This window comes from Rhizobium sp. PP-CC-3G-465, assembly GCF_004343445.1.
Taxonomy (GTDB): Bacteria; Pseudomonadota; Alphaproteobacteria; order Rhizobiales; family Rhizobiaceae; genus Ferranicluibacter; species Ferranicluibacter rubi.
The window spans coordinates 14,118-40,293 of record NZ_SLYH01000013.1; the positions used below are offsets into that span (position 1 = coordinate 14,118).

The 26,176-nt window shown below is 57.5% G+C and carries 18 protein-coding genes and 3 pseudogenes; 10 read left to right on the plus strand and 11 right to left on the minus strand.

Features of this window, described 5'->3' with window-relative positions; genetic code table 11:
* Positions 1–530: 530 nt before the first annotated feature.
* A complete protein-coding gene (locus C8J33_RS23395; protein ID WP_110731346.1) occupies positions 531–2,165 on the minus strand; it encodes a methyl-accepting chemotaxis protein in 1,635 nt (544 codons plus the stop codon).
* 529 nt (positions 2,166–2,694) lie between these two features.
* Here C8J33_RS23395 and C8J33_RS23400 point away from each other — a divergent pair.
* Positions 2,695–3,789: a PAS domain-containing protein gene (locus tag C8J33_RS23400; protein WP_110731347.1), complete on the plus strand. Its 1,095-nt coding sequence runs from the start codon at positions 2,695–2,697 to the stop codon at positions 3,787–3,789.
* 195 nt (positions 3,790–3,984) lie between these two features.
* On the opposite strand, the pseudogene C8J33_RS23405 reads toward C8J33_RS23400, so the two are convergent.
* Positions 3,985–5,052 (minus strand): annotated as a pseudogene (locus C8J33_RS23405) (IS3 family transposase); the annotation flags it as partial.
* Positions 5,053–5,413: 361 nt separating this feature from the next.
* On the opposite strand from C8J33_RS23405, the gene C8J33_RS23410 reads away from it, so the two are divergent.
* Positions 5,414–6,358, plus strand: coding sequence for a sensor domain-containing diguanylate cyclase (locus C8J33_RS23410; RefSeq protein ID WP_165929868.1), 945 nt, complete (start codon positions 5,414–5,416; stop codon positions 6,356–6,358).
* A 42-nt stretch (positions 6,359–6,400) separates the two neighbouring features.
* On the opposite strand, the pseudogene C8J33_RS27660 reads toward C8J33_RS23410, so the two are convergent.
* Positions 6,401–7,082: pseudogene (locus tag C8J33_RS27660) on the minus strand (methyl-accepting chemotaxis protein); the annotation flags it as partial.
* A 527-nt stretch (positions 7,083–7,609) separates the two neighbouring features.
* Between C8J33_RS27660 and C8J33_RS23420 the strand changes: the two are divergent.
* The 6 genes from C8J33_RS23420 (at position 7,610) to C8J33_RS23445 (ending at position 15,061) form a co-directional block, all read left to right on the plus strand.
* On the plus strand, positions 7,610–8,845 hold the full coding sequence (locus C8J33_RS23420; RefSeq protein ID WP_245507265.1) for an ABC transporter substrate-binding protein: 1,236 nt from the start codon (positions 7,610–7,612) through the stop codon (positions 8,843–8,845).
* A gap of 1 nt (position 8,846) precedes the next feature.
* Positions 8,847–9,782 (plus strand): carbohydrate ABC transporter permease, encoded by a 936-nt coding sequence (locus C8J33_RS23425; RefSeq protein ID WP_245507266.1) that lies wholly within the window; start codon positions 8,847–8,849, stop codon positions 9,780–9,782.
* The gene (locus tag C8J33_RS23430) at positions 9,779–10,603 is read left to right on the plus strand and encodes a carbohydrate ABC transporter permease (protein ID WP_110731302.1); all 825 of its coding nucleotides are present in this window, start codon (positions 9,779–9,781) and stop codon (positions 10,601–10,603) included. The genes C8J33_RS23425 and C8J33_RS23430 overlap by 4 nt, the downstream gene beginning before the upstream one ends.
* Entirely contained in the window at positions 10,600–11,664 is a 1,065-nt protein-coding gene (locus C8J33_RS23435) for a LacI family DNA-binding transcriptional regulator (protein WP_132665540.1), read from the plus strand. The genes C8J33_RS23430 and C8J33_RS23435 overlap by 4 nt, the downstream gene beginning before the upstream one ends.
* Positions 11,651–12,733, plus strand: coding sequence for an ABC transporter ATP-binding protein (locus C8J33_RS23440; RefSeq protein ID WP_110802889.1), 1,083 nt, complete (start codon positions 11,651–11,653; stop codon positions 12,731–12,733). Before C8J33_RS23435 ends, C8J33_RS23440 begins: the two co-directional genes overlap by 14 nt.
* Positions 12,734–12,832: 99 nt before the next feature.
* Positions 12,833–15,061, plus strand: coding sequence for a glycoside hydrolase family 95 protein (locus C8J33_RS23445; protein WP_110802890.1), 2,229 nt, complete (start codon positions 12,833–12,835; stop codon positions 15,059–15,061).
* Between the two features lie 442 nt (positions 15,062–15,503).
* Here C8J33_RS23445 and C8J33_RS23450 read toward each other — a convergent pair whose 3' ends face one another.
* The 5 genes from C8J33_RS23450 to C8J33_RS23470 all read right to left on the minus strand — a co-directional run bounded on the left by C8J33_RS23450 (position 15,504) and on the right by C8J33_RS23470 (position 17,697).
* Positions 15,504–15,707 (minus strand): hypothetical protein, encoded by a 204-nt coding sequence (locus tag C8J33_RS23450; protein ID WP_110731306.1) that lies wholly within the window; start codon positions 15,705–15,707, stop codon positions 15,504–15,506.
* A complete protein-coding gene (locus C8J33_RS23455; RefSeq protein ID WP_132449725.1) occupies positions 15,704–16,006 on the minus strand; it encodes a hypothetical protein in 303 nt (100 codons plus the stop codon). The genes C8J33_RS23450 and C8J33_RS23455 overlap by 4 nt, the downstream gene beginning before the upstream one ends.
* 125 nt (positions 16,007–16,131) lie before the next feature.
* Entirely contained in the window at positions 16,132–16,887 is a 756-nt protein-coding gene (locus C8J33_RS23460; RefSeq protein WP_132665541.1) for an NYN domain-containing protein, read from the minus strand.
* 23 nt (positions 16,888–16,910) lie between these two features.
* On the minus strand, positions 16,911–17,357 hold the full coding sequence (locus tag C8J33_RS23465) for a GNAT family N-acetyltransferase (protein ID WP_110731200.1): 447 nt from the start codon (positions 17,355–17,357) through the stop codon (positions 16,911–16,913).
* A 109-nt stretch (positions 17,358–17,466) separates the two neighbouring features.
* The gene (locus tag C8J33_RS23470) at positions 17,467–17,697 is read right to left on the minus strand and encodes a hypothetical protein (RefSeq protein WP_110802893.1); all 231 of its coding nucleotides are present in this window, start codon (positions 17,695–17,697) and stop codon (positions 17,467–17,469) included.
* An 894-nt stretch (positions 17,698–18,591) separates the two neighbouring features.
* On the opposite strand from C8J33_RS23470, the gene C8J33_RS23475 reads away from it, so the two are divergent.
* Both C8J33_RS23475 and C8J33_RS23485 read left to right on the plus strand, forming a co-directional pair.
* Positions 18,592–20,811 (plus strand): putative bifunctional diguanylate cyclase/phosphodiesterase, encoded by a 2,220-nt coding sequence (locus tag C8J33_RS23475; RefSeq protein ID WP_132665542.1) that lies wholly within the window; start codon positions 18,592–18,594, stop codon positions 20,809–20,811.
* A gap of 342 nt (positions 20,812–21,153) precedes the next feature.
* Positions 21,154–22,183: pseudogene (locus C8J33_RS23485) on the plus strand (IS630 family transposase); the annotation flags it as partial.
* Positions 22,184–22,395: 212 nt separating this feature from the next.
* On the opposite strand, the gene C8J33_RS23490 reads toward C8J33_RS23485, so the two are convergent.
* The 3 genes from C8J33_RS23490 to C8J33_RS23500 all read right to left on the minus strand — a co-directional run bounded on the left by C8J33_RS23490 (position 22,396) and on the right by C8J33_RS23500 (position 26,140).
* Positions 22,396–23,457 (minus strand): substrate-binding domain-containing protein, encoded by a 1,062-nt coding sequence (locus C8J33_RS23490; protein ID WP_165910831.1) that lies wholly within the window; start codon positions 23,455–23,457, stop codon positions 22,396–22,398.
* 83 nt (positions 23,458–23,540) lie between these two features.
* The gene (locus tag C8J33_RS23495) at positions 23,541–24,662 is read right to left on the minus strand and encodes an ABC transporter permease (protein WP_165910830.1); all 1,122 of its coding nucleotides are present in this window, start codon (positions 24,660–24,662) and stop codon (positions 23,541–23,543) included.
* Positions 24,659–26,140, minus strand: a complete 1,482-nt coding sequence (locus C8J33_RS23500) for a sugar ABC transporter ATP-binding protein (RefSeq protein ID WP_110731194.1) — start codon at positions 26,138–26,140, stop codon at positions 24,659–24,661. The genes C8J33_RS23495 and C8J33_RS23500 overlap by 4 nt, the downstream gene beginning before the upstream one ends.
* Positions 26,141–26,176: the final 36 nt, after the last annotated feature.

Below are 26,176 nucleotides of genomic sequence, written 5' to 3' on the forward strand. Positions count from 1 at the left end.
AGAGACAGGAAGCCATCATGCTTCTCGTTCCAGCGTTAACAGCAAATAGAATTCATTCTACTGATTGCGGAATTGACGGCTTAAACCCGTTGGTAGCTTCAGTATATAATTACTCACTTAAATTTTTGTTACAGTTTTATAACAGGAGCAAGCGACAGGCAAAGTTGGCTACATTGCCAAGATAAGGCAACTGCTCCTGGGTGGACGCTTGTTTGACGAGTCATTGGATACCCTACGCTCAAAGATATCCGCACTTGTGAACCGGAAGGTGCGCGCGACGAAAACCCGAAAGCCCCTCAACTAGGAAGTAACAAGTTGTTGTCGAATGGTTTCCAGTTGTTCCGTGACGACCACCCAATGGTCCCGCAATTTGACGGCAGTCGCCAGCAATTCGTCAGCGTCGACCAGACAAGCGGCCGGAGGTACGGGTGCTCGAGAGGATGACAATCGGCCAGAACTATGTGTAGCAAACATGATAACTTTTCCCATGGATCGCCCTTTCAAGGATCTGATAGCTGAAGTGCCTGCGATTAGGTATTGTCATGAGTGGGATAGGCCCTAGCGACTTTTGCCTGCAGATCGTGTGCCGGGGAGATTTGTGGTTTTGTCTGCAAGTAGGTGTGTTCCTGGGGAGCATGGCGCACCGACGCCTTGCCAGTCTTAAATGCGCTCAGCATCCGCGAGATTCGGGAGACCTCATCGACCAATGCGTGACTGGCAGCGGTGGACTGCTCCACCATCGCGGCATTCTGCTGTGTGCTTTGGTCCATGCTGTTGACGGCGCTGTTGATACCATGAAGCGCGGTTGACTGTTCCCGGGCGGCCACGACGATCGAGCCGATATGGTGGTCGATTTCCTGGACTTCGTTGATGATAGCGACAAGCGCACCACCGGTCTCCTCGACCAGTGACACTCCGGCTTTGACCTGTTGAGAGGAGGTGGTGATCAATCTCTTGATGTCCTTTGCGGCTCTGGCGGAGCGTTGCGCAAGCTCGCGAACCTCATGAGCGACGACAGCAAAGCCTCTTCCGGCGTCGCCTGCCCGCGCAGCCTCCACGCCGGCATTCAGGGCAAGAAGGTTTGTCTGGAAGGCGATTTCGTCAATCACCCCGATGATGCTTGATATTTCTTGCGATGATGTATCGATCATACCCATAGCGGCCACCGCCTGCTGCACGATCCGACCTGACATTTCAGCCCCGGTGCGTGCCTTTGTGACAAGCTGCCCCGCTTCTTCTGCACGACGGCTCGAATCCGTGACCGCGGTGGTGATCTCCTCAAGCGCGGCAGCTGTTTCTTCGATGGAAGCAGCCTGTTGCTCGGTACGTCTGGCGAGGTCGTCCGCCGCGACGCGAACCTGTTCTGCGCCGGAATGAATTTCCGAGGCGCTGGTGCCGATCTGTCGGATCGTCGCGGAGAGTTGCTCAAGGGCATGATTGAAATCGTCGCGTAAGGGATGATAGGCATCCGGCAGGTCATCGGTGATGCGATAGCTGACATCTTTCTCGACGATGGCTGACATGGCTTTGCCGAAGCAATCCGAGACCCGTTTTTGTTCGGCAGCGATCGCATCCGCCTGCGCTTTCTGCTTAGCGACTTCGGCCTCCTCAATATAGATTGAGATTGCCAGATCCATGTCAAGCAGGACAGCTTTCACCAGGCTGGCAATCGCCTTTCCGAAATCCGCTGCCTGTGTCCGATTTCTGGAGAAGATGCCGCTCTTGGGGAACGTCTCTTCCACGGCACTTTTGATAAGGTGGTCAAGAATGATCGCATAGCCGCCGATGTACCACCTTGGTTCGAGGCCGATGCGGGCGTGAACCGAACCGATCGTCCGGACTTTGTTGACATACTCTTCATCGAAGTTGCCGCCGGAAATACTGTTCCAGTGTCCCTGCTGTGCCCCTTTGGCTCTGGCAATATGATCTTCTGAAGAGAAAAACCGCCGGACTTCAGGACTTTTGCGAAGCTGGGCATAGAATTTATCGAGGCCATGAGGGAGTTCCCGGTCGACTAGGGTCTTGAGCGAGCGAATACTGGCGAGGCCCGCCGCATCAATTTCCATGAATTCGAGGCGCCGGTCGACATCTTGGTTCATCGAGGACGTATTGTCCAATGCGACAGGGGTTTGAAGGGTGGTCCGCAAGCTGGAATGGTTGGCCATGGCTTTCTCCGAGGAAAAGTGGATTGAATAATCAGAGTTAGAATGCGGGTTTTGAGGAAGGCGACCCTCAAACTTCCCTCTTAAGCAACCTGATGCCCTGACTACGTCGTGCTCGTTCTTGTTTCTTTAGCTCGCTCTCAACGAACCTCGACGTAGAGCGAATAGATCTTCCTGTTCATGGGATGATATCCCGTTGGCATCAGCCTTTTTGCGTGCTCATCTCTGGTTCAAATTCCAGAATCCAACAGCATACGTCATGTTGCTTTTAGACCGCTACTTCGCTCAGTGACCGCCATTGGAACGTTTTTTAAACGCCGATCAGCTAGGTCGTGTTCTCACCCAGAGATTCCCACATAAGAGTTTTATTTTGCATTATCATAGGGTTGTGAAGTAGACTCCAACCGTTTCTCAATCAGGCGAAAAGCGCTCAGTTGAGGAACTGGACCGGCAATTCCAGTTAAGAAATGGACGGAAATCGTTCAGGGCCTCAGCTTTTGAAGCTTAACGTAACCAAAGCGACGAGGGTCATATGCAGACGACGGGCATTGTGCAGGGCTACTCAGCCGGTCAGACGAATGATGAAAACTCGGAAAGCCTCCGACGAATGTCGGGCATTTCTTCGCGGCATTTCCTAAAGCTCGTGGAAGATCAAGGCCAGATCGGCTTTTGGTCTTTGGACTTTGCGAACAGTCATATCGTTGGCTCGGTGGGACTGTATCGCTGCCTGGGACTCGAGCCGTCGAGGATGCTGGAATTTTCTGACCTTGTGAAGATGATGCATCCCGACGATCGCGATCTCAACTCGGATATGCTGATCACAATTCAGTCCGGCCAAGCGATCAATAGGGAGTTTCGAGTTATCCGCCCCGATCAGACCCTGCGATGGATCCAGAACAAAGCCGAGGTCATCGTTGATGCCGTAGGGGTCCCGACACGCGCTGTCGGGTTGATCATCGATGTCACCGAACAGCACGAGGCGCGAATAGCCGTCGAGGAGGGGTGGCATAGCTACCGAAGCCTCATCGCGGCGATGGCCGCAGTCAAGTGGCGTATGCTACCAAATGGCAAGATCATCTCTTTGCGGAATTGGGAAGAGCTTTCAGGGCAAACTTTAGCCGAGGCCGACGCCTGGGGATGGTTGGCCGCAATTCACCCAGCTGAGCGCGAAGCAGCGCGTCTCCTTTGGGCAGAGTGCATCTCGACCGGCCGTCCCTATGCCATCGACCTCCACGTCCAGTGTATAGACGGTATTTACCGCCCTTATCTGGTGCGCGGTGCGCCGGTCCTAAATCCGAACGGTAGCGTACGCGAGTGGATTGGCCTTCTTATAGCAACCGCAGCCCGCAATGCCACTGACGGCGGCACAGTTGACGACAAGGCCATGTCATTGAAGGCCGCCCAAATCCGTGCCGCACGGGCGCTTTTAAATTGGAGCATTGAGGATCTGTCAGCAAAAGCCGAAGTGTCAATCTCGACAATTCGTCGCCTGGAACACGACACCGGGAAAGCTATCAGGCTCCATCATATGGAAGCTATCCGCGAGGCTTTGGAACAGGGCGGAGTACGCTTTGGATACGACGTCAATGCTGGAACGACTATCAGCCTGACCGAGGCATCGTCGTAGAAGGAGGCAACACTAAGCGTTCCCAGTGCCACCATGGTACACATGCCAGCAGTTTTGAACCCGACTCGCGCCCCACAGACGCCTATCTGGCATGGGTTCGGTCAAGCAACGACCCTGTTTCTGCCAAGCGTGTCAATACCGCGTGAATTTTCCCCAGAAGGGGGTGCGGATAAAAAGTTGGACTGTTTCATAAGATCAGGCCGAGACTTTACGATATTCGACCGGGCTGAGTGAGCCCAGCGATATCTTGATGCGCTTCTCATTGTACCAGCAGATATAGGCATCCACCTCGCCAACGAACTGTTCGATCGTCATGGCCTTCCACTCCCGAGGATAGAAGAGTTCGTTTTTCAACCGGCCGAAGAAGCCTTCGCACGCGGCGTTGTCTTGCGAGCAACCCTTTCGGGACATCGAACGAACCAGTTTCGCTTCGCTGATCCGGGTTAGCCAGCCTGGCCAGCGATAATGAGCTCCGCGATCGGAATGAACGATTGGCCGTTCTTCTACTTCGGTCACGGTCACAATGGCTGCATCCAGCATGGTGTTGACCAGCTGTGCATCAGGTTGCGTTCCAATCGACCAACTGATGACCATGCCGTCGAAGCAGTCGATGATAGGCGAAAGGTAGACCTTCCCAGCTGGGATCTGGAACTCGGTGATGTCTGTCAGCCACTTCACGTTCGGCGCATTCGCATGGAAGTCGCGATTGATTATGTTCTCGGGCGCCGGACTGCTTTCTCCCATATAGGATCCGAAACGCTTTCGACGTGGTCTTGCGACCACCAGTTGCTCCTGCTTCATTAAGCGCTGGACCACCTTTTCCGAGATTTTCACGCTCTGCCTGGCCAACGACGCCTGTAGTCTGCGATAGCCGTAACAACGATGGTTCGTTTCAAAGATTTCCGTCATGCTGCGGCGGATGGCGACATATTTGTCTGCCAGGCCCGCACGGATCCTGTGGTAGAAGTAGGAGCTGCGCGCCAAGCCCAATTGGGCAAGCAGTTCCGGCACTCGATAGATATTCCTAAGGGCGTCAACCAGCTGTGTCTTCTCCCGATTACTCAGGATCTGCAGATCGACGCCCAGGCCTTTTTTTAGCAGTTCATTGGCCTTCTTTAGGAGATCATGCTCGAGTTGCAACTGGCGGACATCACGCTGGAGGGCTTCAAGCTGTCGCTCGAGTTCTTCACGTTCTGGCGCTTTAGCGTTGGTTTTGCGGCGTTGCATGGATGAAGAAGCCTCCTGACCGAGAAGCTGCGGCCTGCTGATTATTTCTTGGTACAATTGTAAAAAAATCGTAGCGCTGAGAAAGAGCGCCTAGGCAGTTCGGCCCAAGGTTGAGTACTTCTCAATCTGCAATAGGGAACCGCTGCTCGAACAGTGTTCGTGAAACGTCCTTTCCTCAAATTGAGAAATAGAAGAGAGCGGCGTCTCAATTTGTGGCGGGTTGACCACCTCAAGCTTTGATGGCCGCTCTCTACGCTCAAAAGCAGTCAAACGCTTCCTTAAATTTCTTTACGTCAAAATTGGGGATAATTAACGCTTAAGTAGCATAGTCTTATTCTGTTTTATGGCGGCGCTCGTCGAATATTGTCGACAGCACCACCCGTACTTAGGAGGATGCATGCAAGAGCTGCTCAAGCGCGCGAACCAGTTCGACGCTGCGTCGTTTCGCGATCTTCATGTTATTCTCGACGCTCTACCGATCGCGCTGTCCTGGGCCACCTTGCCCGATGGCAAAATACAATTTGTCAATCGCGCCTTCATGCGCCTATTCGGCTACGAGGAGAAGCACTTTGCCACCGTCGATCAATGGATTGCGGAAGTATACAAGAGCAAGTTAGAGCAGACCGCGGCCCGCCGTCGCTGGGCGGCACTGTGGCAAGGCAGACAGTCTGGCGTACAGGAGATCGAGCCGCATGAAATACGCGTGCGATGCGCAGGGGGCTTATTCCGGACGACACAACATCGGGGTATGCTTCTCTGGGACATCGGGATCGGTGTGGCCACCTTTGAAGACATTTCGGACCGCAAGCTCGCCGAAGACGCAATGCGCCGGATCGCGTTCGAAGATCCGCTGACAGAGCTTGCAAACCGCCGGGCGCTTCAAGACAGGTGGCAAATCGAAGTTGGCTGTCGAAGCAAAACCCAGCCGTTAACGATGGCGGTAATACTGGTTGACCTCGACGGCTTCAAGCCAGTCAATGACCAGCTCGGGCACGAGGCTGGGGACGAAATCCTGAAGATGGTTGCGGCCAAGCTCCGGGAATCGGTACGCGATACCGATCTTGTGGGGCGCGTTGGCGGTGACGAATTCATGGTTCTTTTGTCCCGACTACCGGACGCCGGTGAGGCGGAAGCAGTCTGTCGGAGGATCCACGAGGCACTCGCCACGCCATTCCGCTACGAGGGGACCAATCTTAGCATCGGTTCTAGTCTGGGGATCAGCCTCTATCCCCAGGATGGTCAAACACTACAGGCATTGATGCGGCACGCCGATCAGGCCCTGTACCGCCGTAAAAAACAGGATGCGGGGGATGGGAGTGGTTTGTTAACCCCTGCTGCCTGACGGGGTAGGTCCATCCCCTCCCTAATAGCACATGAGAGGCCTTCAAAACTCTTCCCAGTCCACTTGCCCCAGGGCCATGGTCGCTGATCCCCGTGCTGCTCGTGGCAAAGCATATTCCGTTCTGGTCATACGGGCCGCCGGCGCCGGAGCAAGCCGCTGCTGAAGCAAAGGTGCTTTGGCCGCATGGTTGAACTTGAACTGATCGAGAAGTTCGAACAGGGCCGCAGCTTCGCGGCAAATCCATGGCCGGAAGCGGTCTGCTCCTCGACCATCGCAGCGTTCTACTGCGTCCCTTGATCCACCGTGTTGACGGCATGATTTATCTCGCCAAGCGCCGTGGATTGCTCACGGGCCGCCTCAACGATCGCACAATATTGGTCTCAATATCCTGGACCTGGGTTGCGATCTCCTGCAGAGCGGAACCGGCTTTTGTTACGAGCGACACGCCATTCTGTACCTGGATGCCTGGTGCTGTAGTCAGAGTCTTGATCTCCTTTGCCGCCTTTGCAGACCGTTGGGCAAGCTCACGCACCTCCTGTGCAACGACCGCAAAACCCTTGCCGGCCTCACCGGCACGTGCCGCCTAGATACCTGCGTTCAGCGCCAGAAGATTGGTCTGGAAAGCGATTTCATCGATGACACCGATTGTGTTCGATATCTCGCGCGAAGACGCCCCGATTTGGCCCATGGCGCCAATAGCGTCTCGCACCACCTGGCCGGAGTCCTGCGGATACTCGGGCGTCGTCTCCTTGACGCCGGATTGGCTGTGCCGGTCGTCCAGCACCTTAAGCACCAGCGCGTAGGCCCTGTGAACCTTCTAAGAATTCCGCTCTACAATTGTAGCATCTGGAAGTCTCCCGTTTCCAATGCGGCATGTTCAAGTTCGATCTTTAAGTCGATATTCGGCTCGGCTTCAGTGATCACCGTTCAAGACCCCCTAGGGCCCTTGTCACTCCACAACCCCGAAAAGATTACCATCTCTTGGAATTTTCGACTTCCCGCGCGTGGTTAGCAGGAGACTTGCTGCAGGGACTTTCCATCCCTCTCTGATCCTGTGGGGTCGTCCTTCTTTCTCGCGCTGCATATAAAGGTTTTCAGCGAACGCATAAAATTTACAAATCAAATATCCAACTTAGTTGACATCGGTTCAATTTAATTTCAAGGTGGATTGTCGACTGGGAGGCGACCCTCATGGAACTACGATTGTTCACTGCTGCTTTGTATCCGTCCGCCAGGCTCACGAGCCTTGTATTGCCATTTCTTGCGTTTGCGGCAATGCCAGCCCATGCCGAACCCAACGGCGAACTGGTGATTTTGCAATGGCTTACCGGCTCGGAACTCGACAGCTTCAAGCGGATCGAAGCGGCTTTCTCAAAGGCCTATCCTGACGTGACCGTTCGTGAAGTCGCGGTGACTTGGTCGGGCGATCCCCGCGGCAGCCTGCGCGCGTCTCTGATGGGCGGCGAGAGCGCCGACGTCATGGTCAATACTTGGCCGACCTTCCGACGCGAACTCGTAGATGCAGGCCTCCTGCGTCCACTCAACGAGGCTTATGCGGCGAAGAACTGGAGCGGAAAAATCGATCCATCCTGGCGTGACCTCGGCTCGATCGACGGGCAGATGTACGGCCTGACCTACACTTACGGAGACCGTTCCGGCTTCTGGTATCGCAAGCAGACGCTGGCGGAAGCTGGCATCGAAGCGCCGCCTAAGGACTGGAAGGCCTTGCTCGCCAGCTTTGCCAGGCTGCGCGAAAAGAACGTGACGCCGATAGCGGTGCCGGCCAAGTTCTGGGCGCATGCGGAGATCTTCGAGTCACTTCTCCTGCGCATGCAAGGAACCGCGTTTTCCAAAGCTCTGGCAAACCGCGAGGTCGCTTGGACCGACGACCGCGTGAAAAACATCCTTCGCAAATGGCGTGAACTGATCGATGCGGGCTGCTGCGCCAAGCCGGCCGGCATGCTCAGCACCGATTGGGACAATGCCGCCGACCAGGTACTTCAGCAGCGCAGCAGTGCTTATGTGCAGCTCGGCATGTGGATCAGCAACAGGGCTGTCAAGGCCTACAAGCTCGACGGAAAGACGGATTTCGGACTGTTTCAGTTTCCGGCCATGGGCATGGGCCACGACAACGCTTCCAGCCTCGACAGCAAGGAGATCGTCTCGCTGGCAAGCGGACGCAATACGGAGGCCGCCGACGCCTTCCTCGACTTCATGGTCGGGAAGGAGACCGCAACCATCCTGGCGGAAAGCGGGCTGGCGTCACCTTCAAAGCTGGTCGATCCCTCGATCTACCCGCCGGCGATCCAGGCGTCCAACGCCTTCCTAGCGCAGTCGGACGTTACCTTCGTGCTGGGCGATACCTTGCCCGGCGAACTGACGGACGAGTACCGGGTTCAGCTTCAGCGTTTCCTGCAGGACATGAGCGACGCGAATATCGACGCCGTGACGCAGGCGCTGGAAGCCAAAGCAGCGAGCCTGAACTGATATGGTCGCACCCGCAACCGTGGAAAGGCTCGAACGGGAAGCCGAGCCACGCGGCAGGACACGCTGGTACGGAACGGACGGGGGCGCTGCCCTCGTCCTGCTCGCTCCGATGCTGGTGTTGTTTGCCTGCTCCGTGGTTTATCCGCTCATCGAAACCATCCGCCTGTCCTTATATGACGCCCGTGGGCTTGGCGTTCCGCGCTGGGTCGGGTTTGGCAACTACACGACACTGGCCAGCGACCCCAACTTCCGTTCGGCCCTTTCCACGACGCTCACCTGGACGTTGGCGACCACCGTTCTGTCGGTCGGTATCGGCTGGGCGCTCGCCGTGCTCTGCGCCTTCGCACCTCGGGCGACATCTCCGTTCCGGCTGATGATCTTCAGTGCCTATGGCATCGCCGAGGCCGTCAGCGGCTTCATCTGGCTCGGCATCTACCGGCCGGACGACAGCGGTCTTCTCAACGCCATCCTCGGCGCCATCGGGCTTTCCGATCTTCGCCATGCCTGGCTTGGCGATACAACGACGGCGCTATGGGGCATCATCGTCGCTTATGCGTGGACGCAGGTCGGCCTGCCGCTAATGACCTGTTTCGCCGCCGTTCGCACCATTCCGAAAACGATCTTCGAGGCAGCCTATATCGATGACGCCCGGCCACTTTCGGTGATGCGGCATATTCTCGTGCCGCTGTCGCTTCCCGGGCTTGCCGTTGCTGTTTTCATCAATCTTTTGAATAGCCTGCGCGCTTTCGACATGATCTTCGTCCTCACGGGCGGGGGGCCGGCACGCTCTACCGAAACGGTTGGCTATTTCATGTATCGCGAATCTATGTTGCAATTCAAACTCGGATACGGCGCCGCCGCGACCGTTATCCTTCTGCTGGGTGTGTTCATCGTCTCCATTCCGTTGCTGCGGCAAAGATCGGCGGAGGCGAAATGATCGGGCGCGCACCACTTTGGATCTCTATCCTTGTCGGCGTGATCGCCGTCGCCTGGATCGTGCCGCTCGTAGGCCTCCTAATGACCTCCCTGCGCCCGGCGGGCGAGATCGCCTCGGGCGGCTGGTGGAGCCTGACCGAGGTGACGCCGACGCTCGACGCATGGCGAACTGTGTGGACGAAGTATCCGCTGGTCTCGGCCTTCTGGACGTCGCTGTCCCTCACCGGTCTTGCAACGCTCCTGACGATGCTCCTGGCCCCGGCTGCTGCCTTCGCTTTTCAGTTCCTGTCGTTTCCCGGGCGGCGGATCTTGCTGCTCATCATCGTCAATTCGTTCGTCCTGCCTCAGCAGGTTGTCATCATCCCGCTCTTCACGCTCTGGCGGGATCTGGGAATGATCGACAATCTGTGGGCCGTCGTCATTCCCTATGTCGGCCTGTCCTTCGCCTGGTCGATCTTCCTGGTGAAAAATTTTCTAGCCGACTTCCCAAAGGATTTGATCGAGGCCGCACGGGTAGATGGCTGCGCGCCCATCTCAACCTTCCTCTACGTCGTCTTGCCCAACGCCATGACACCGATCGCTGCCATCGGCATCCTGCAGTTCCTGTGGACTTGGAACTCGATGCTGCTGCCGATGCTCTACCTTCGCAGCGAACTGCCATTGACGGTGCTTCTGGCGCGCATTGCCGGCTCCTTTGAGCCCAATCTTGATCAGCAGGCCGTGGCTGCGATCGTGACGACGGCGGCACCACTTTTGGCCTTCATCGTTTTCCAGCGCTTCTTCGCCGCAGATGCGCGCAACAGATCCGGAGGCAAGGAATGAACGACGACCTTGAGCGACGCAAGCGTCCGACGATCCACGATGTCGCACAGCGTGCGGGCGTCGCGGTCGGAACGGTATCGCGCTATCTTAACGGGCAGGAGGTCCGCCGCTCCAAGCGTGCGGACATTGAAAAGGCGGTCGAGGACCTCGGCTTCCGGCGGAGCGCGGTGGCCGCTGCCATGAAGAGCGAGCGAACCGGCCTGATTGGTTTTCTGGCCCCGACATTCGACGAATTCCATGCCGGCCTCCTCAACCATCTCGCACGCAGTTTTCGCCAGAGCGGGCGTAAGCTGCTCACCTATTCGCATGAAACCGACGACGTCCTCTTGCGCGAGGCGCTCGAATTTCTGATCGAACAGCGTGTCGATGCCTTGGTCATGGCCGGCCTCCCGCGCTCCGAGGACCTCATCTCCACGTTCCGTTCCGAAGGTATACCGGTCGTCGTCTACAACAACGATGTGCGCGGCGAACGGCTCGATCGGGTCTTTGTCGACAATTTCAAGGCAGCAAGCCGTGCGGTCGGACATCTCGTCGATGTCGGTCATCGTAACATCGCGCTTGTCGCGGGCGATCCGCTCGACTCCAGCGGTGTGGAGCGGCGTCTTGGGTACGAGGAAGCACTGCGCCGCCACGGTATTCCGCTCGACCCGGCTTATGTTTTTGCCGGCGACTGGAAAACGGAGGCTGGCTACAACGCACTCCAGGGCTTTATGGCACTGCCCGATCCACCGACGGCGGTCTTTTCCTCGAACTACCGCATGACAACTGGCATGCTGGAATGGCTGCGCGGGCACGGCATGCGCACGCCAGAAGATATAGCTATCGTCAGTTTCGACGACGTCGATCTCTTCCGGCTCTACAATGAGGGCATTACGGCCGTGGCGCAGCCGCTCCCGCACATCGCCGACGCCATCGCGAGTTATGTCCTTACGCGCCTCGGAGACGCCGAGGTGCCGGACATCCGCTCCCGCACGCTCGAATGCAGCATAATCCTACGCGGCTCCAGCCGCCGGCCGGTGACAACCCAGACGGACAGGAGTTTCAGTCATGGCACCTATTGAACTGCGCGGCATCGGGAAGGCCTATGGGGCCGCCACAATCATCGACGCACTCGACCTGACCCTCGACGATGGAATGCTGACGGTCTTCGTCGGTCCGTCCGGATGCGGAAAATCGACCCTTCTCCGTATGATAGCCGGGTTGGAGTCCATTTCGCGCGGCGAGGTTCGGATTGGCGGGCGCCGGGCAAATGAGGCCACGCCGACACAGCGCGGCGTCGCCATGGTCTTCCAGAATTACGCTCTCTACCCCCATCTCACGGTGCGTAACAATATCGGCTTTCCTCTGCGGATGGCCGGAATGAAACGGGACGAGATCGCGCGCAAGGTGGGACAGGCGGCGGCGCGCCTGCGCATCGAACCGCTATTGGACCGCAAGCCGGCCGCGCTTTCGGGCGGCCAGCGCCAGCGCGTCGCCATCGGCCGCGCCATCGTTCGGGATCCCGATATCTTCCTCTTCGACGAACCGCTGTCCAACCTTGACGCCGAACTGCGCGTCCAGATGCGGCTGGAAATCGCGAGCCTGCACAAGGCGCTCGATGCGACGATGATCTATGTGACGCACGATCAGGTGGAGGCCATGACGCTTGCCGATCGCATCGTCGTCCTGCGGGCCGGGCGCGTGGAGCAGAGCGGCACGCCGATGGCGCTTTACGACGATCCGGATAATATGTTTGTTGCGGGCTTCATCGGCTCCCCCCGCATGAACCTTCTTCACAGCCGTGTCACGGCGCGCGTCGAAGGCGGCGTCACGGTCACGTTGCGGGATCTGGATGCAGCACCCGTTGCGGTGCGGGTCGCGTCACCGCCGGAACCTGGCACCGACGTCGTGCTCGGGCTCCGGCCGGAAGCCTTCTCCCCGAAGGGCGACGTCGCCATTCGCGTCACGGCCGACGCGGTGGAGAACCTCGGCGGTACCGCCTACGGCTATGTGCAACTGGGCGACGGCGATCCGCTGACGATCGACTTGGGCGGAGACCGCACTATCCGCGCCGGGAGCTCTGTCACGACGGCCTTCGAGTCGGGAAAGGCGCTCCTGTTCGATCCGAAGACGGAACATCGGATCCGCTGATCCCGAAACCTGAATACGCCTCACCGTGACGTACTCCTGCCGGGCACTCGTCGTTTCCCGGGGCGACCCCTCGATCTCTTTTCCAAAGGCTTATTTCCCGTGACCACACACGAACTCTGGTACGACCGCCCCGCATCTGCATGGACAGAGGCACTTCCTGTCGGCAACGGCCGCCTCGGCGCTATGGTCTTCGGCGGCGCTTGGAGCGAGCGCCTCCAGATCAACGAGAGCACGTTCTGGAATGGCGGTCCCTATCAGCCGATCAACGCGCAGGCCGGAGCGAATATCGGCGAGGTCCGCAAGCTCATTTTGGAGGGCCGCTATGCCGAGGCGGAGCGCCTGGCTTACGAGAAGGTCATGGCGTCGCCCGATCTCCAGACGTCGTACCAGCCGGTTGGCGACGTCCAACTGACGTTCCACCACGACCTGACGACGGAGAACTACCGCCGCTCGCTCGATCTCGACGCCGGCATTGCGACCACGCTGTACGACTGCCGCGGCGTGCGTTTCCGCCGCGATGTCTTCGCTACGGCGATCCACAACGTTCTCGTCTGCCGGATCACGGTATCAAAACCCGGCGCACTGTCTATGGGGTGTCTCATGAGCAGCCCGCAGAACGGCGCTGCCGAGGAGCGTTCCGATGACACGATTGGATATCTCGGCCGCAACCGGTCCCAGAACGGCATTCCAGGCCTGCTCCGGTTCGCATTTCGGGCGCGCGTCCTGTCGGAGGGCGGCATGCGCGATCGGGGGCCGGAAGCCGTCCGGGTGCGCGAGGCAGATGCGGTAACGCTCCTCATCGACGTGGGGACGAGTTTTCGCCGTTACGACGATGTTAGCGGCGCGCCCGATGAGGTAACAGCGCACCGGCTCGATGAGATCGCGGCCATCCCCTACCAGACACTTCTGCACGATCATCTTGCCGATCATCGCCGCCTGTATCGCAGCATGTCGATCGCGATCGACGGGCCCGATACGTCAGACATTCCCACAGACCGCCGTATCGCCGCATTCGCCAGTGGTGACGACCCCGATCTTGCGGCACTTTACGTTAGGTTCGGCCGATATCTCGCCTTGGCAAGCTCCCGGCCAGGCACACAGCCCGCCAATCTGCAGGGTATCTGGAACGAGGAGATCCTGCCGCCCTGGAACAGCAAATACACCGTCAACATCAATCTGCAGATGAATTACTGGCTCGCCGATCCAGCCAATCTGCCGGAAACCTTCATACCGTTGATCGAGCTGGTGGAAGATGTCGCCGAGACAGGCCGGGAGATGGCGCGCGAGCATTACGGCGCTCGCGGCTGGGTTCTGCATCACAACACGGACATCTGGCGCGCCACAGGCCCGATCGACGGCCCGCCCTGGGGTCTCTGGCCGATGGGGGGCGCCTGGCTCTGCGTCCAGATCTTCGATCACTGGCGCTTCCATCCGAACCAGCCGCTGCTCGAACGCATCTTTCCGCTGATCAAGGGCGCCGTCGATTTCATGCTCGACACGCTCGTTACCCTGCCGGGCACCGATCTTCTCGTCACATGCCCTTCCCTTTCACCTGAAAATTCCCATCCCTTCGGTTCGACCCTCTGCGCAGGGCCGGCCATGGACAGTCAGATCCTGCGCGATCTCTTCGCGGCGGCCATCGAGGCCTGCAAGCGTCTGGATGTCGAGGCGGCGTGGTGCGAAACCGTCAGGGCTGCCCGCGCGCGCCTTCCCGCTGATCGCATAGGTCAGGCCGGGCAACTTCAGGAGTGGCTGGAAGATTGGGATGTCGATGCGCCAGAGCCGCAGCATCGCCATGTTTCGCATCTCTACGGCGTCTATCCGAGCCTCCAGATCGACACTCTGGTGACGCCGGATCTAACCCGCGCTGCCGAGGTCTCCCTCGACCGGCGCGGTGATGATGCCACGGGTTGGGGTATTGGCTGGCGGCTGAACCTCTGGGCAAGGCTCGGCCGGGGCGCACGGGCCCATGACGTCCTTGCGTTGCTCCTCTCGCCTGAGCGAACCTATCCGAACCTCTTCGACGCCCATCCCCCGTTCCAGATCGACGGCAACTTCGGAGGAGCTGCCGGTGTTCTCGAAATGTTCGTCCAATCGCGCGTCGGAGAAATTCGTCTGCTGCCCGCCTTGCCCTCGACGTGGCCCGCTGGGCGTATTTCCGGCATCAGGGTGCGCGGCGGCATGGTTTTGGACCTGACTTGGGACCAAGGCAAAGTCCAGTCTCTCACTTTGACGGCAGAACATGCAGGAACAGCGATCGTCCGGCATACGGGTGAAGTTCTGGAAATTTTTTACGGCGAAGGAATTAACAACGTCAATTTGAGCTGAAGAATCCGAACGATCAAGATTTGTGCTCCTGGTTGGAAATAAAGGGAAAGCTTTTTAACGGGATTCTTTCATGGGTCACAGGGCCATAAGGCGATCGGCATCCGCTGCGATATCGCCAAACTTGAGGACGCTGAATTCATGGTCAAGCAGATAGTCGACGCATTCAGTAGACGGGATTCGCCTTAACCAATGCCAGCGTCAGAAGTCTTGTTGCAGGATCGCCGATGGAGAAAGAACTCGCCATCGTGGTCCTCGCCGAGCCGATGCAGTACGCGTGCGTCGAACAGCACGTTAGGTCGCGTATTGTCCTCACGCGTCTGCTAACCAATGCGGGCCCTGAGGGTTTTCCGCTGGACCTCGATCTGGACGAGGCGTTCCTCTATGCTCTTTCGTGGCATTTTTCCTCCTCGAAGCATGGCGCGGTAAAATCGTCAGACTGCATTCAGGGTCCTTGCTCTCCTTCATCGGGATCTTGTTTCGACGGTCTGGACAGTCGGCGTTGAAGACAGTTGGCAAGGGTGTGGCCAACAAACGCAGCGGCGCCAACGGAGACAGCTCGTACTATGAAGTCGGCCTCGAATTCCGTCAGCACCAGGTCGGTGACGATGACGCAGATTGCCATGATGATGGCAGTTAGGATGTTCACGCACCTTTCCTCGCCGATAATCCCCCAGCGTGTCTCGTTAACTGGATGCCGAGAAATTGCGAGAGTCCGTTGAATCCGATATAGGCGGCCATGTTCCACGAGAAAAGATCCTGCGGGATCGGACCGAACCATTGCCAAACGGCAATGCTCATCGGCGTGGCGGCGAAGACGCCGAGGGCGATGGAGACCATGTCGATATTATGGTGAAGGAAGCGCGGTAGCCTGTCGGTTCGATGCAGGAAACTAACGGTCGCGAGGCAAGTCACAGACGTTGCGATCAAAATAAGAAGTCTTGTCATACAATTCTCTCCAATCAGAATTTGCACCATGCCGCATTCGGTGGTTTGGCTTCCTGTCGTCAGCTTTTGCGCGGGCGGATGAGTATACCTTTCTGCACTTTCCCGGACCGGTCCAGATCGAAGCTCTAGGTGGCCTCGACGAGTTCGCTGAGGCTAGCAAAACCATAGTTTCTAGAGTCGAATTCGGGCGACTGCTTTGCAACATGACTGCCGACTGCGCCGAGGTTGGTGCATCCGTCCTCGTCGGCCGTCGCCGTGACAGCCTTCGTCAGCATGCCAATCAGGGTTTTGTCGATTGTGCTTTTCTGGGGCACCGGCGGTTTGGGCGGCATTGTCGGCACCGATGATGCGGCTGGGACCGGAACATCCTTCGCGGCGGCCTTCTTGATCGACGCTGGTTCTGGCGTTGTCGCTGTTTCGGCAGTGGCGGGTTCTTCAACCGACGCATTGAGCACGTCGAAATAGATGAACTTGTCACAGGCCGTGATTAAGGGACGAGGGGTCTTGCGCTCCCCGAAGCCGTAGACGGTCACGCCCTGTTCACGGATGCGCGCGGCCAGTCTTGCGAAGTCGCTGTCACTGGAGACGATCCAGAAACCGGAGAAGCGTTCGGTATAGAGCAGGTCCATGGCGTCGATGATCATCGCGCCATGGGTGGCATTCTTACCGGTCGTGTAGGCGAACTGCTGGACGGGCTGAATGGAGTGTTCGAGTAGGCATTCTTTCCAGCCGTTAAGATTGGGCTTGGTCCAGTCCCCATAGACGCGTTTGACACTGGCCGTCCCGTAATTTGCGATCTCGGCCAATAACCCTTTGACGATTTTGGGCGTTGCGTTGTCACCGTCGATGATCAGCGCCAACATTGCGTTTGCCTCTGCCATTCGATCTTTCTCTTTCGGTGATTTCATTCGAGAGCTTTGCGGAAATAGACGACACGGTCCGTCTCAGTGAAGCCCCAGTCGGCATGTGCCTGGTGCGACCGTCTGTCTCTGATACCAGCATCCGAACACAGCTCCTTGAAACCTTGAACCAGCAGACCGTTGGTAATTTCTGCGAGCAAGCCTCGCCCGACGCCTTTGCGCCGGTGCTTTGGGTCTACCCAGATACCTTCGAGAAAGGCTACGGGGTGAGCGGTACAGCCATTGGCGTAGTCACGGATTGATATCTCCGCGAAGCCGACGGGCACGTTGTTGCGGAGCCGGGCAATGTAGCTGGTGCGCTTTCCGCCCTTCAGCATCCGTTCGATATCGACCAGATGTTCATCGACCGAGAGACTGTCCCAAAGTTTGAACCGCATGTCGGCCCATGCCCTGCTATCACACTCGCGCATCTTGCTGATCTCAACTGACATGCCCGGTTCCCAGGATCATTTCCGTTTGAATTTCATTACATGACAGAGTTGATCAGAAGTTTCGGCATGGCATTGTCACCCTCGATCAGCGGGTCCGGCGTATCGGCGCTTATAAGGAAAATCTCTCGCCCGGCGGACGCTCTCCCCGATAAGCGAGGATTTGTCCGCCTTTGAGATCCTGCATTTTGATAAACCAGAGATCCTTGTTGGTTCGGATCGTTGCTGCGGCGATCTTTACCAACTCCGGCTCGACATCCTTGCTGCAGAGAATGGCGAAGTTTTCGTCGTCAGCCATCATTTCGATGAGTGAATGACTTGCCGGTTGATGATTGTCGTTCATCGCACACCCCCAAGACAGACCGGAACCTGTAAATTTCACTGTCTACCATAGGCAAGAACCGCCGCGTCTCAAAGCAAAAATGCAACCCGCAATATTGAGAACGGTGCTGATCCGTGATGTTCTCGTTACGCCATCGCGTTGCCCAGACATACGTCGCAGACGGCTTGTCCTGAAACGGGCTCTTTCCGAAACGACAAGATCATAGTCGGATTGATGAACAAGAGTCGCTGACGAGTCAACGAGAATCCGGCCGCCAAAGCGCACGCGGCTTTTGTCAACCAACGCTTGCAGCCGTCGGTATCAGGACATAAAGCCTCTTGCTGTCGGCCGACGAACTGGCATCGACGCCCGCTACCTCCTGGACAATAACAGCTATCACCGCCCGGTCCGTAACCTGCTCAACCTGCAGGCGGAGGAGGACGAAGCAGTTGACCTGGTGCAGGAGCGGCTTCTTCGGCCGCCGCTGCAAAACGGTCAGCCACGGCAATCACCGAAGTGTTGACACCCTCCCTCTTCAAGGCGCTGATAGGTTGTCTGCCATTTGGAGCAAGCACCAGATCCCCTTTGCGAGTAATCGGAGCGGGGAAGCGTGGGTCGTCCAGCTTGACTATGAAACCGCTGCCGCCGATCGAAGCATGTCACGCACGCTGCATAACACTTAAAGCGCCGAAACGCTTTCGCCTCGGAGAGGCAGCATTCGATAAGCACCGCTGTGAATAGAGCGGCTGGTTCTATGCATATCCCTTTTGTGCAGGAGAAGTCGTTATTTTTAACAATACCTTAGATTTGCTGGGCTACGGTTCCGAAGCAGCGCTCACGCGGGCATGATGCCATCTGCAGTTCTCCCGCACGTCTTGGGAACATCCTGCAATCAATCTACTGCTGGAGGCATCAATGCAGCAATCCATGCCATCGTCGGCGCGGAGCGACAAATTCGTCGTCACCTCTATCGCGATTGTCTTCGTGCTCGTCACAGCTCTGCTTGGCGCACTCGTCGCGCAATCGATTTACACGATCACAGCAACCTCAAACGCGATTGATGACATTCGGGCAAAGCATGCGGCCGTTGGTGCGAAGGAGTCGCTGCGCAAACAGCTTGGTGCCATCGTCCGTGACAATGCTTACTGGGATGATGCCTTCCGTCAGATAAGTATGGCGGAAACGAAACGCGACTGGATCATCGAAAACTGGGCATCGACCACTGCCGACTATCCTCTTTATGATACCGCAATCGTTGTCGACGGCCAAAACACCCCCATAGTTGCCTACCGTCTTGGCGAGGCGATGGACATGAGCCCTGCCGAATTCTTAGGACCGGCGTTCGACGAAATGGTATCGGCGGCACGGAAAGCGCAAATCACGGATCCTGTTCCCGTTTACTTCATTCGATCGGCGGCCGGGGTAGCCCTTATAGGTGCGGCCTCCATCCGGCCAAACGCGCCCGATGACCCAGTCAACTCACAAAATTACCATGTACTGGTGTTTGCCAAGCATTTGACGTTTGCGGTTGTGTCCGAGGTATCCGAGACCTTCAGCCTCGCCAACCTTACGCTCGACCGGGATAGAATGGCGAACGCGCTTTCAATCCCGTTGCGCGATATCTCCGAAAGAGACGTCGGCTATTTCAACTGGCCATCTCAGATGCCGGGAACGACCAGTTATCTGAAGGTGAAGAACACTATTGGGATTGCCGCTATCATCCTCGTTCTATTTCTCTGCGCGATCTGTGCAGTAGGACTTCTGACCACGAGAAGGTTGCGCGGCAGTGAAGCGCGTGCCCGCTTCAAGGCCACCCACGACGCTCTCACTGGCTTGTTTAACCGCTCCGGACTTATCGAAAGAATGAGTGAAGCCTCGCGCGCGTCCCGGCCACAAGCTGCGGCCATGCGCTTGCACTTCATCGATCTTGACGGCTTCAAGGGCGTCAACGACGCTTGGGGGCATGGCGTGGGTGACGACCTTCTCGTTGCCGTCGCTCGCCGTTTGTCGGATATGCTACCTTGCAACGTGCTGGTAGCGCGCTTCGGTGGTGACGAATTTGCCGTGGCAACCGTCGAGCCCATAGCCACGGCGGTGGTGCAGACAATCGGGCAGCAGATACAAGTCGCGCTCGAACGCGTGTTCGAAATTGACGGACGGACAATAGAGATTGGCGCAAGCGTCGGCGTGGCCGTCGCTGCAACTGCAGCGCTCGATGTCGGAGATCTCATCCGCCGCGCGGACATCGCTCTCTACCGGGCAAAGGACCTGGGTCGTGGCATCACGGTCGAATTCGAGGAAGGCTTCGATGAGGACGCCAAGACGCAGGCAGAACTCGAGCACCAGCTTCGCGAGACACTAGCAAACGACGGTATCGACGTCGCCTATCAACCACTTGTGCATGCGGATTCAGGCGAGATATGCGGCGTGGAAGCGCTGGCGCGCTGGCGCACGCTAGATGGCAGAAATCTTGGTCCGGACATCTTCATCCCCTTAGCGGAAAAAGCCGGTCTGATTGACGTGCTCGGGATGCAAGTCCTTACGAAGGCCCTGCAGGAAGCCAAGCACTGGCCGGGCATCGCACTGGCCGTAAACGTCTCACCATTGCAGCTCAAGAACCCAAAGTTTGTCCAGAATGTTACCGAGGCCTTGAGAAACGCGGAATTCGAGGCTGCGCGATTTACCATCGAAATCACAGAGGGCGTTTTGATCTCCGACCCCGATCAGGCTCAGAGGGCGATCACCGCCCTTAAGCAGGTGGGTATCAAGATTGCCCTTGATGACTTCGGGTCCGGGTTTGCCAGCATCGGCGCACTTCGTCAGTTCGGATTTGACCGCATGAAAATCGATCGGTCTTTAGTTCAGGCATTGGACAACGACGAGAATGGCGGCGCCGTGCTTCAGGCAACCATCGCTCTGGCGAACGCCCTGCAGATACCGGTGACTGCTGAGGGCATCGAGACCGAGGAACAGGCGATAGCGGTTAGGATTTCGGGTTGTGACGAATTGCAAGGTTACCTGTTCAGCAAGCCAATCACGGCTGAAGAACTGGGCATATATTACTTTGGCAAAGTAGCGGTGGATGTTTTGGAAGTTTTGGACATGTATAACCGGCAGGTGAAACAGGCAATATAATTGGTCAGCCATGTATATTCCAAGGAAGACGGAATATAAATTAGACCCTCAATCCGATGTGAGCTGCCCACTTCGCTTTATGACATTCGACTTCATCGCCACAACGTGCTGACCGGGAGATCGGTTCTTCGTCAACGCATTCAGGTCAGGAAATGATCGCCTGGCGGACACCGCTCTCAAAGAGCCGCAGTATTCTGTTGAGCCTTTCGCCCCGCAAGATGAAATACCTGGTCTCCTGGTCGGATGATCGAAGTACGATGCGTGACCGAAAGGATCGTCAGATTTTTGGCGAGAGAACGGAGCCCATCCATGATTTCCGCCTCCGTTTCCGCGTCGAGGGCCGAACTTGCCTCGTCGAGGATGCTTGCCAGAAAGAGCCGGGACGCGAACTGGTCCCGCCGATTGCTTGCTTTATCAGTGATTTACGAAGGCGGTTCTCGGAGCCATGCCGCCTCTATTGGCGGGGTCGGTTTGCAGATCATCCGCGATTGGGTCGAGCGCTTCAACCGGCACGGTCCAGATGGCCTGAAGAGTGGAAAGGCCAAGGGCCGTGAGCCGTTGCTGAACGACAAGCAGCGCAAGGCGCTCGTCGAGGCGGTAGAAAAAGGCCCCGTTCCCTATCTTGATGGCGTGGTGCGCTGGAGGCTCGTCGATCTTGTGCAATGGCTTTGGCAGGAACACCGTATCTCTGTGAGCCGTCAGACGCTTGGGCGCGGACTGCATGCGATGGGCTATCGCAAACTCACGGCCCGGCCGAAGCATCACGCGCAGGATAGCCAGGCGATGGAAGAATTTAAAAAAACTTCCCCGCCGCTGTGGCAAAAATTGCTGCCGGAGCAGCCCGAGGAAAGCGAGTAGAGATTTCGTTCCAGGACGAGGCCCGGATCGGACAGAAGAACAAGATCACGCGCCGCTGGGCCAGGCGCGGAACGCGGCCTTCAGCACCGCACAATCAGCGCACAAGGTCGGCCTACATCTTCGGGGCAATCTGCCCGAAATTCGGCAAAGCGGCGGCACTTGTCATGGCTCGGGTAGCGACACCCATGCGATGACCCAGCATCTCGCCGAAGTCTCCCGTCACGTCGCAGAAGACGCGCACGCCATTCTTATCATGGATCAGGCGGGCTGGCACATGTCCAACAATCTCATCGTCCCCGGCAACATCACCATCCTGCCGCTGCCGCCGAAGTCTCCGGAATTGAACCCGGTTGAAAACCTCTGGCAGTTCATGCGCCAGAACTGGCTCTCGAACCGGGTCTTCAAATCATACGAAGACATCGTCGACCATTGCTGCGACGCCTGGCGGAAACTCGAAAGTCAGCCATGGCGCATCATGTCCATCGGGCACCGTAAATGGGCACATGAGTTCTAATCATTGAGCGTTGGTATAAGGGGATTTGTATTGGGTAACGAGCACGGGCTTACACAGTTGGGGTTGTTTTGCCCTTCGCCACGCGGGCGACGCCCGTTCAAGACTGCAAAGGCTTTCCAAGTGCTCGACAAAGTTTTCGTCACCAACGCACCAATGCTGCTAGTCTGGTTATGCCGGAGGCTGCGAACAGCCTCCGGCATAAGCGTCGATCATCAGTAGCCGGCATTTAGACGGAAGGACGGATCGTTGATGTCATAAATGAAGGCACCGGCGTCCCGCTTCTTCATGTAGTCATCTTGGAAAAAGGGAACGAGCTTTTCAACTTCGATATTGCTCTTATCGAACGGAATGACCGGGACGTAGACGGCTTTCTTAAAGGGCTTTCCTTCGAAATGCGCCTTGATTTGCTGATAGGCGACATCGGCTTCCAGCGTCGCCGTCTCGTTCACGTCCATGGTTGTTTTGCCTTCCTGGACCCACTTCCACGATTTTTCCTTGCCATTGCTGGAACCGAGCCAGTATTTGCCGGGATCAAGACCCGCTTCCTCCATCGCCTGCAGGGCACCTGCCATCATCTCGTCGTTCTGCACATAGGCGCCATCGAAGCCGTCAGCACCGAGGCTGGTAATCGCATCCTGCATGACTTTCTTGGCCGGATCGGCAAACCAGCCGCCGGACCCCCAAAAAACCACCTGAAGGTCCTTGCCGCCCGCACCCTTGACGCCGACGCTATCGCCCAGATTGCCGATATCGAGGCCCGCATCCTTATAGGCCTTGATGAACCCTTCCGTCTGTCCGGAGGCCGTGCCCTGCCCGAGCTTGCCTTCAATCATGATCAGGCGTTTCGCTTTTTGCGCGATCGCGGACTTGCCCGCCAACTCTCCTATGTGGATCCAGTCGTAGCCGGCAAAACCGGCCAAGCCAGGTTCGTTCGGCGGGTTGTGCGTCAGGTGGAACTCGGGAATACTGGCGCTCTTTGCCAGTTGCAGAGTTTTCGACGTGGTTTCAGGCGAGTTCTGCACGACAAGCAGCGCATCGACACCCTGCGTGATGAAATTTTCGACTGCGGAAATCTGCTCGGGAGCCGTGCCCTGGCCTACGACGTCCAGCACGGTCCAACCCTCCCGGTCGGCCAGCGTCTTGAAGACCTCAAAGCCTGCTTTATAGAAATCGTCCGAGGCATCCATGTAGTAGCCGATGACCTTCCCCTTGGTATCGCTTGCTTGGCTGCCTGCCGCAAAAGCCAATGTGGCCAGAGCGAGCGCTATCGTCATTGTCAGTGCGATTCTCTTCATTTTCCTTCTCCCATTTTGTTCTTCTCCTCAAAAGACGTGTCGGATTAGCGATCTCGGTATCCCTAGATTTTCATCTTCGCCGAGCCCTCCTCTATTGCCCGTGCCGCCGCGGCACGCGCGGTCGATTGATCACGCCTGAACGCTCGGAAGTGGGAAACGCGTGCGGACACATCGCCCATCGATACGGCGATAATGACGATGAGACCCTTGGCCAGAAACTGGACTTCGGACGGCAGGCGCAGCAGGTTCATCGCGTTCGCGATCGACCCCAAGAACAAGACGCCGATTAGGGTGCCGACAATGCTGCCCCGGCCGCCGCTGAGTGCCGTCCCCCCGATCACGACCATGGCAATCGTGTCGATCTCAAGATTCTGCCCTAGCGTGATGATGCCCGTATTGATGCGCGCGAGGAGCATCGTCGCGCCGACCCCGACGAGCAGACCCTGGATGAGATAGACGGACAGTCGCATCATCCTGACGTCGATCCCGGCCAGAAATGCGGCACGGGGATTGGTACCTACGGCGTAGAGCCGCCGACCGTAGGTGGTATAGGTCAGTAACAGGCCGCCCAGCAACGTGATGACGAAGAAGAGCAGCACATAAGGCGGCAATCTTAGGACGAGTCCCGTAACGGGATCCTGCATGCCGTCAAGAAGGTTCACTGTGAGAAAATCGAGTTCCCCTTTCATCACGACTTCGCGCGAATTCGACAGAAGCAGCGCGATCCCCTGAAAGGAGATCATTCCCCCGAGCGTGATGATGAAAGGTTCGATGCTGGTGCGCGAAATGATGAATCCCATAATCGCTTCGAGGAGAACCGCGCATCCAACGCCGAGCAGGATCGCCGCGCCGATGGAGAACCCCCACTGGGAGATCGCAAGCGCAACCACAATCGACACTAGCGAGGCCAGCATGCCGACCGAGAGATCGATGCCCCCCGATATCATCACCATGGTCATGCCGACGGCGATGATGCCCGGCACAGCGACCTGCTGGAGGATATTCAGAATATTCACGGGACTTATGAACGTCGGAAATTTCGAACCGCCCGTCATAATCAGTTGAAGAGCAACGATGACCACGACGAAGCCGGCGAAGATGGACAGCACCGTCAGGTTCTCATGCTTTTTGAATAGCGAACCTCTGTCCTGCGCTGTTGTGTTCGAATTGACTGTGTTGCTCACGTGCCGTCTCCTATCGAAAGGGTGAGGATGTTTTCCTCGGTGATGTCCTCTCCAGCCAGTTCGCCTGCGATCCGGCCCTTTCTGAAAACGATCACGCGGTCGCTCATGGACATGACCTCCGGCATGTCGGACGAGACCATGAGAACGGCTTTGCCTTCCTTCAGAAGATCGACCGTGACCTTGTAGATTTCCTGCTTGGACCCGACATCGACGCCGTGAGCGGGCTCGTCGAGAATGTAGATGTCCCCGCCCGTATTGAACCATTTGGCCAGAACCACCTTCTGCTGGTTGCCGCCGGACAGGTTGAGGACCCGCGTGCGGGCGCCGAGCGCCTTTATGCTGAGAAGCCGGATGTATTTTTCGCCGACGCGATGGTCCTCTGACGGCCTTGCCACGAAGCGGCGGCTCTTGGCCATGTTGGCGACGGCGACGTTGTCGGCGATCGATTTCTCCAGAAAGAGACCTGTATGCTGCCGGTCCTCGGTGATGAAGCACATCCTGTTGCGGATCGCGTCCTTCGGGCTTGACAGCGTGACGGCCTTGCCATCGATCAGGATGTCGCCATGCGCGAGCCGCGCCGCGCCGAACAGAAGCTCCATCAACTCGGACCGACCCGACCCGACCATGCCCGCAAACCCAAGGATCTCGCCGCGACGCAGCGTGAACGAGACGTCTTGCACGCCGTTTCCGGTGAGATGCCGAACCTCCATGGCGACGGGGCCGGGCGCGATGCGCTCGCGCTGGTAGAAGCTCGACGGATCGCGCCCGACCATGTCACGGATCAGCGTCGTGCGCGGCAGTCCGGCAACGGGATGGACGCTCACCTTGCGGCCGTCGCGGATGATGGTTGCGCGGTCGCCGATTTCGTAAAGCTCTTCCAGATGGTGCGAGATATAGATGACCCCGATCCCGTCCCGCTTCAGGGTTCTCACGATATCGAGCACGGTGTCGATTTCGCTCAACGAGAACGAGGCAGTCGGCTCGTCGAGAATGATCACGTTGCTCTTGAACACCAGCGCCTTGGCGATCTCGACGATCTTCTTCTGCCCGCTGGTCAGGGACTTGAGGCGCGTTTCCGGCGCAAGATCGCATTTGAGATACCGTAGAACCTCCTCGGCGCGCCAACGCATATCCTTGTACCGCTGCAAACCCCACCGGGACATTTCGGAGCCGGTGAAGATATTCTCCGTGATGTCCAGATCGTTGAAGACGATATGTTCCTGATAGATGGTGTGGATCCCCATCCTCAGCGCCGAGCGCGGCGTGAGCCGGACCTCTTTCCCGTTAAAGAAGATCTGCCCACCCTCGTCTGGCTGGTAGGCGCCCGAGAGGATCTTGATCAGGGTCGATTTGCCTGCGCCGTTCTCACCGCACAGACAATGCGCCTCGCCCCGTTTCAGATCGAACGAGATGTCGGCGAGCGCTTTTACCCCCGGAAACGTCTTCGATATGTTCGACAGTCGTAAAACCTCTCCCATTCCGCCCCTCCCAAGGTGAATGCCGATTGCAACAGT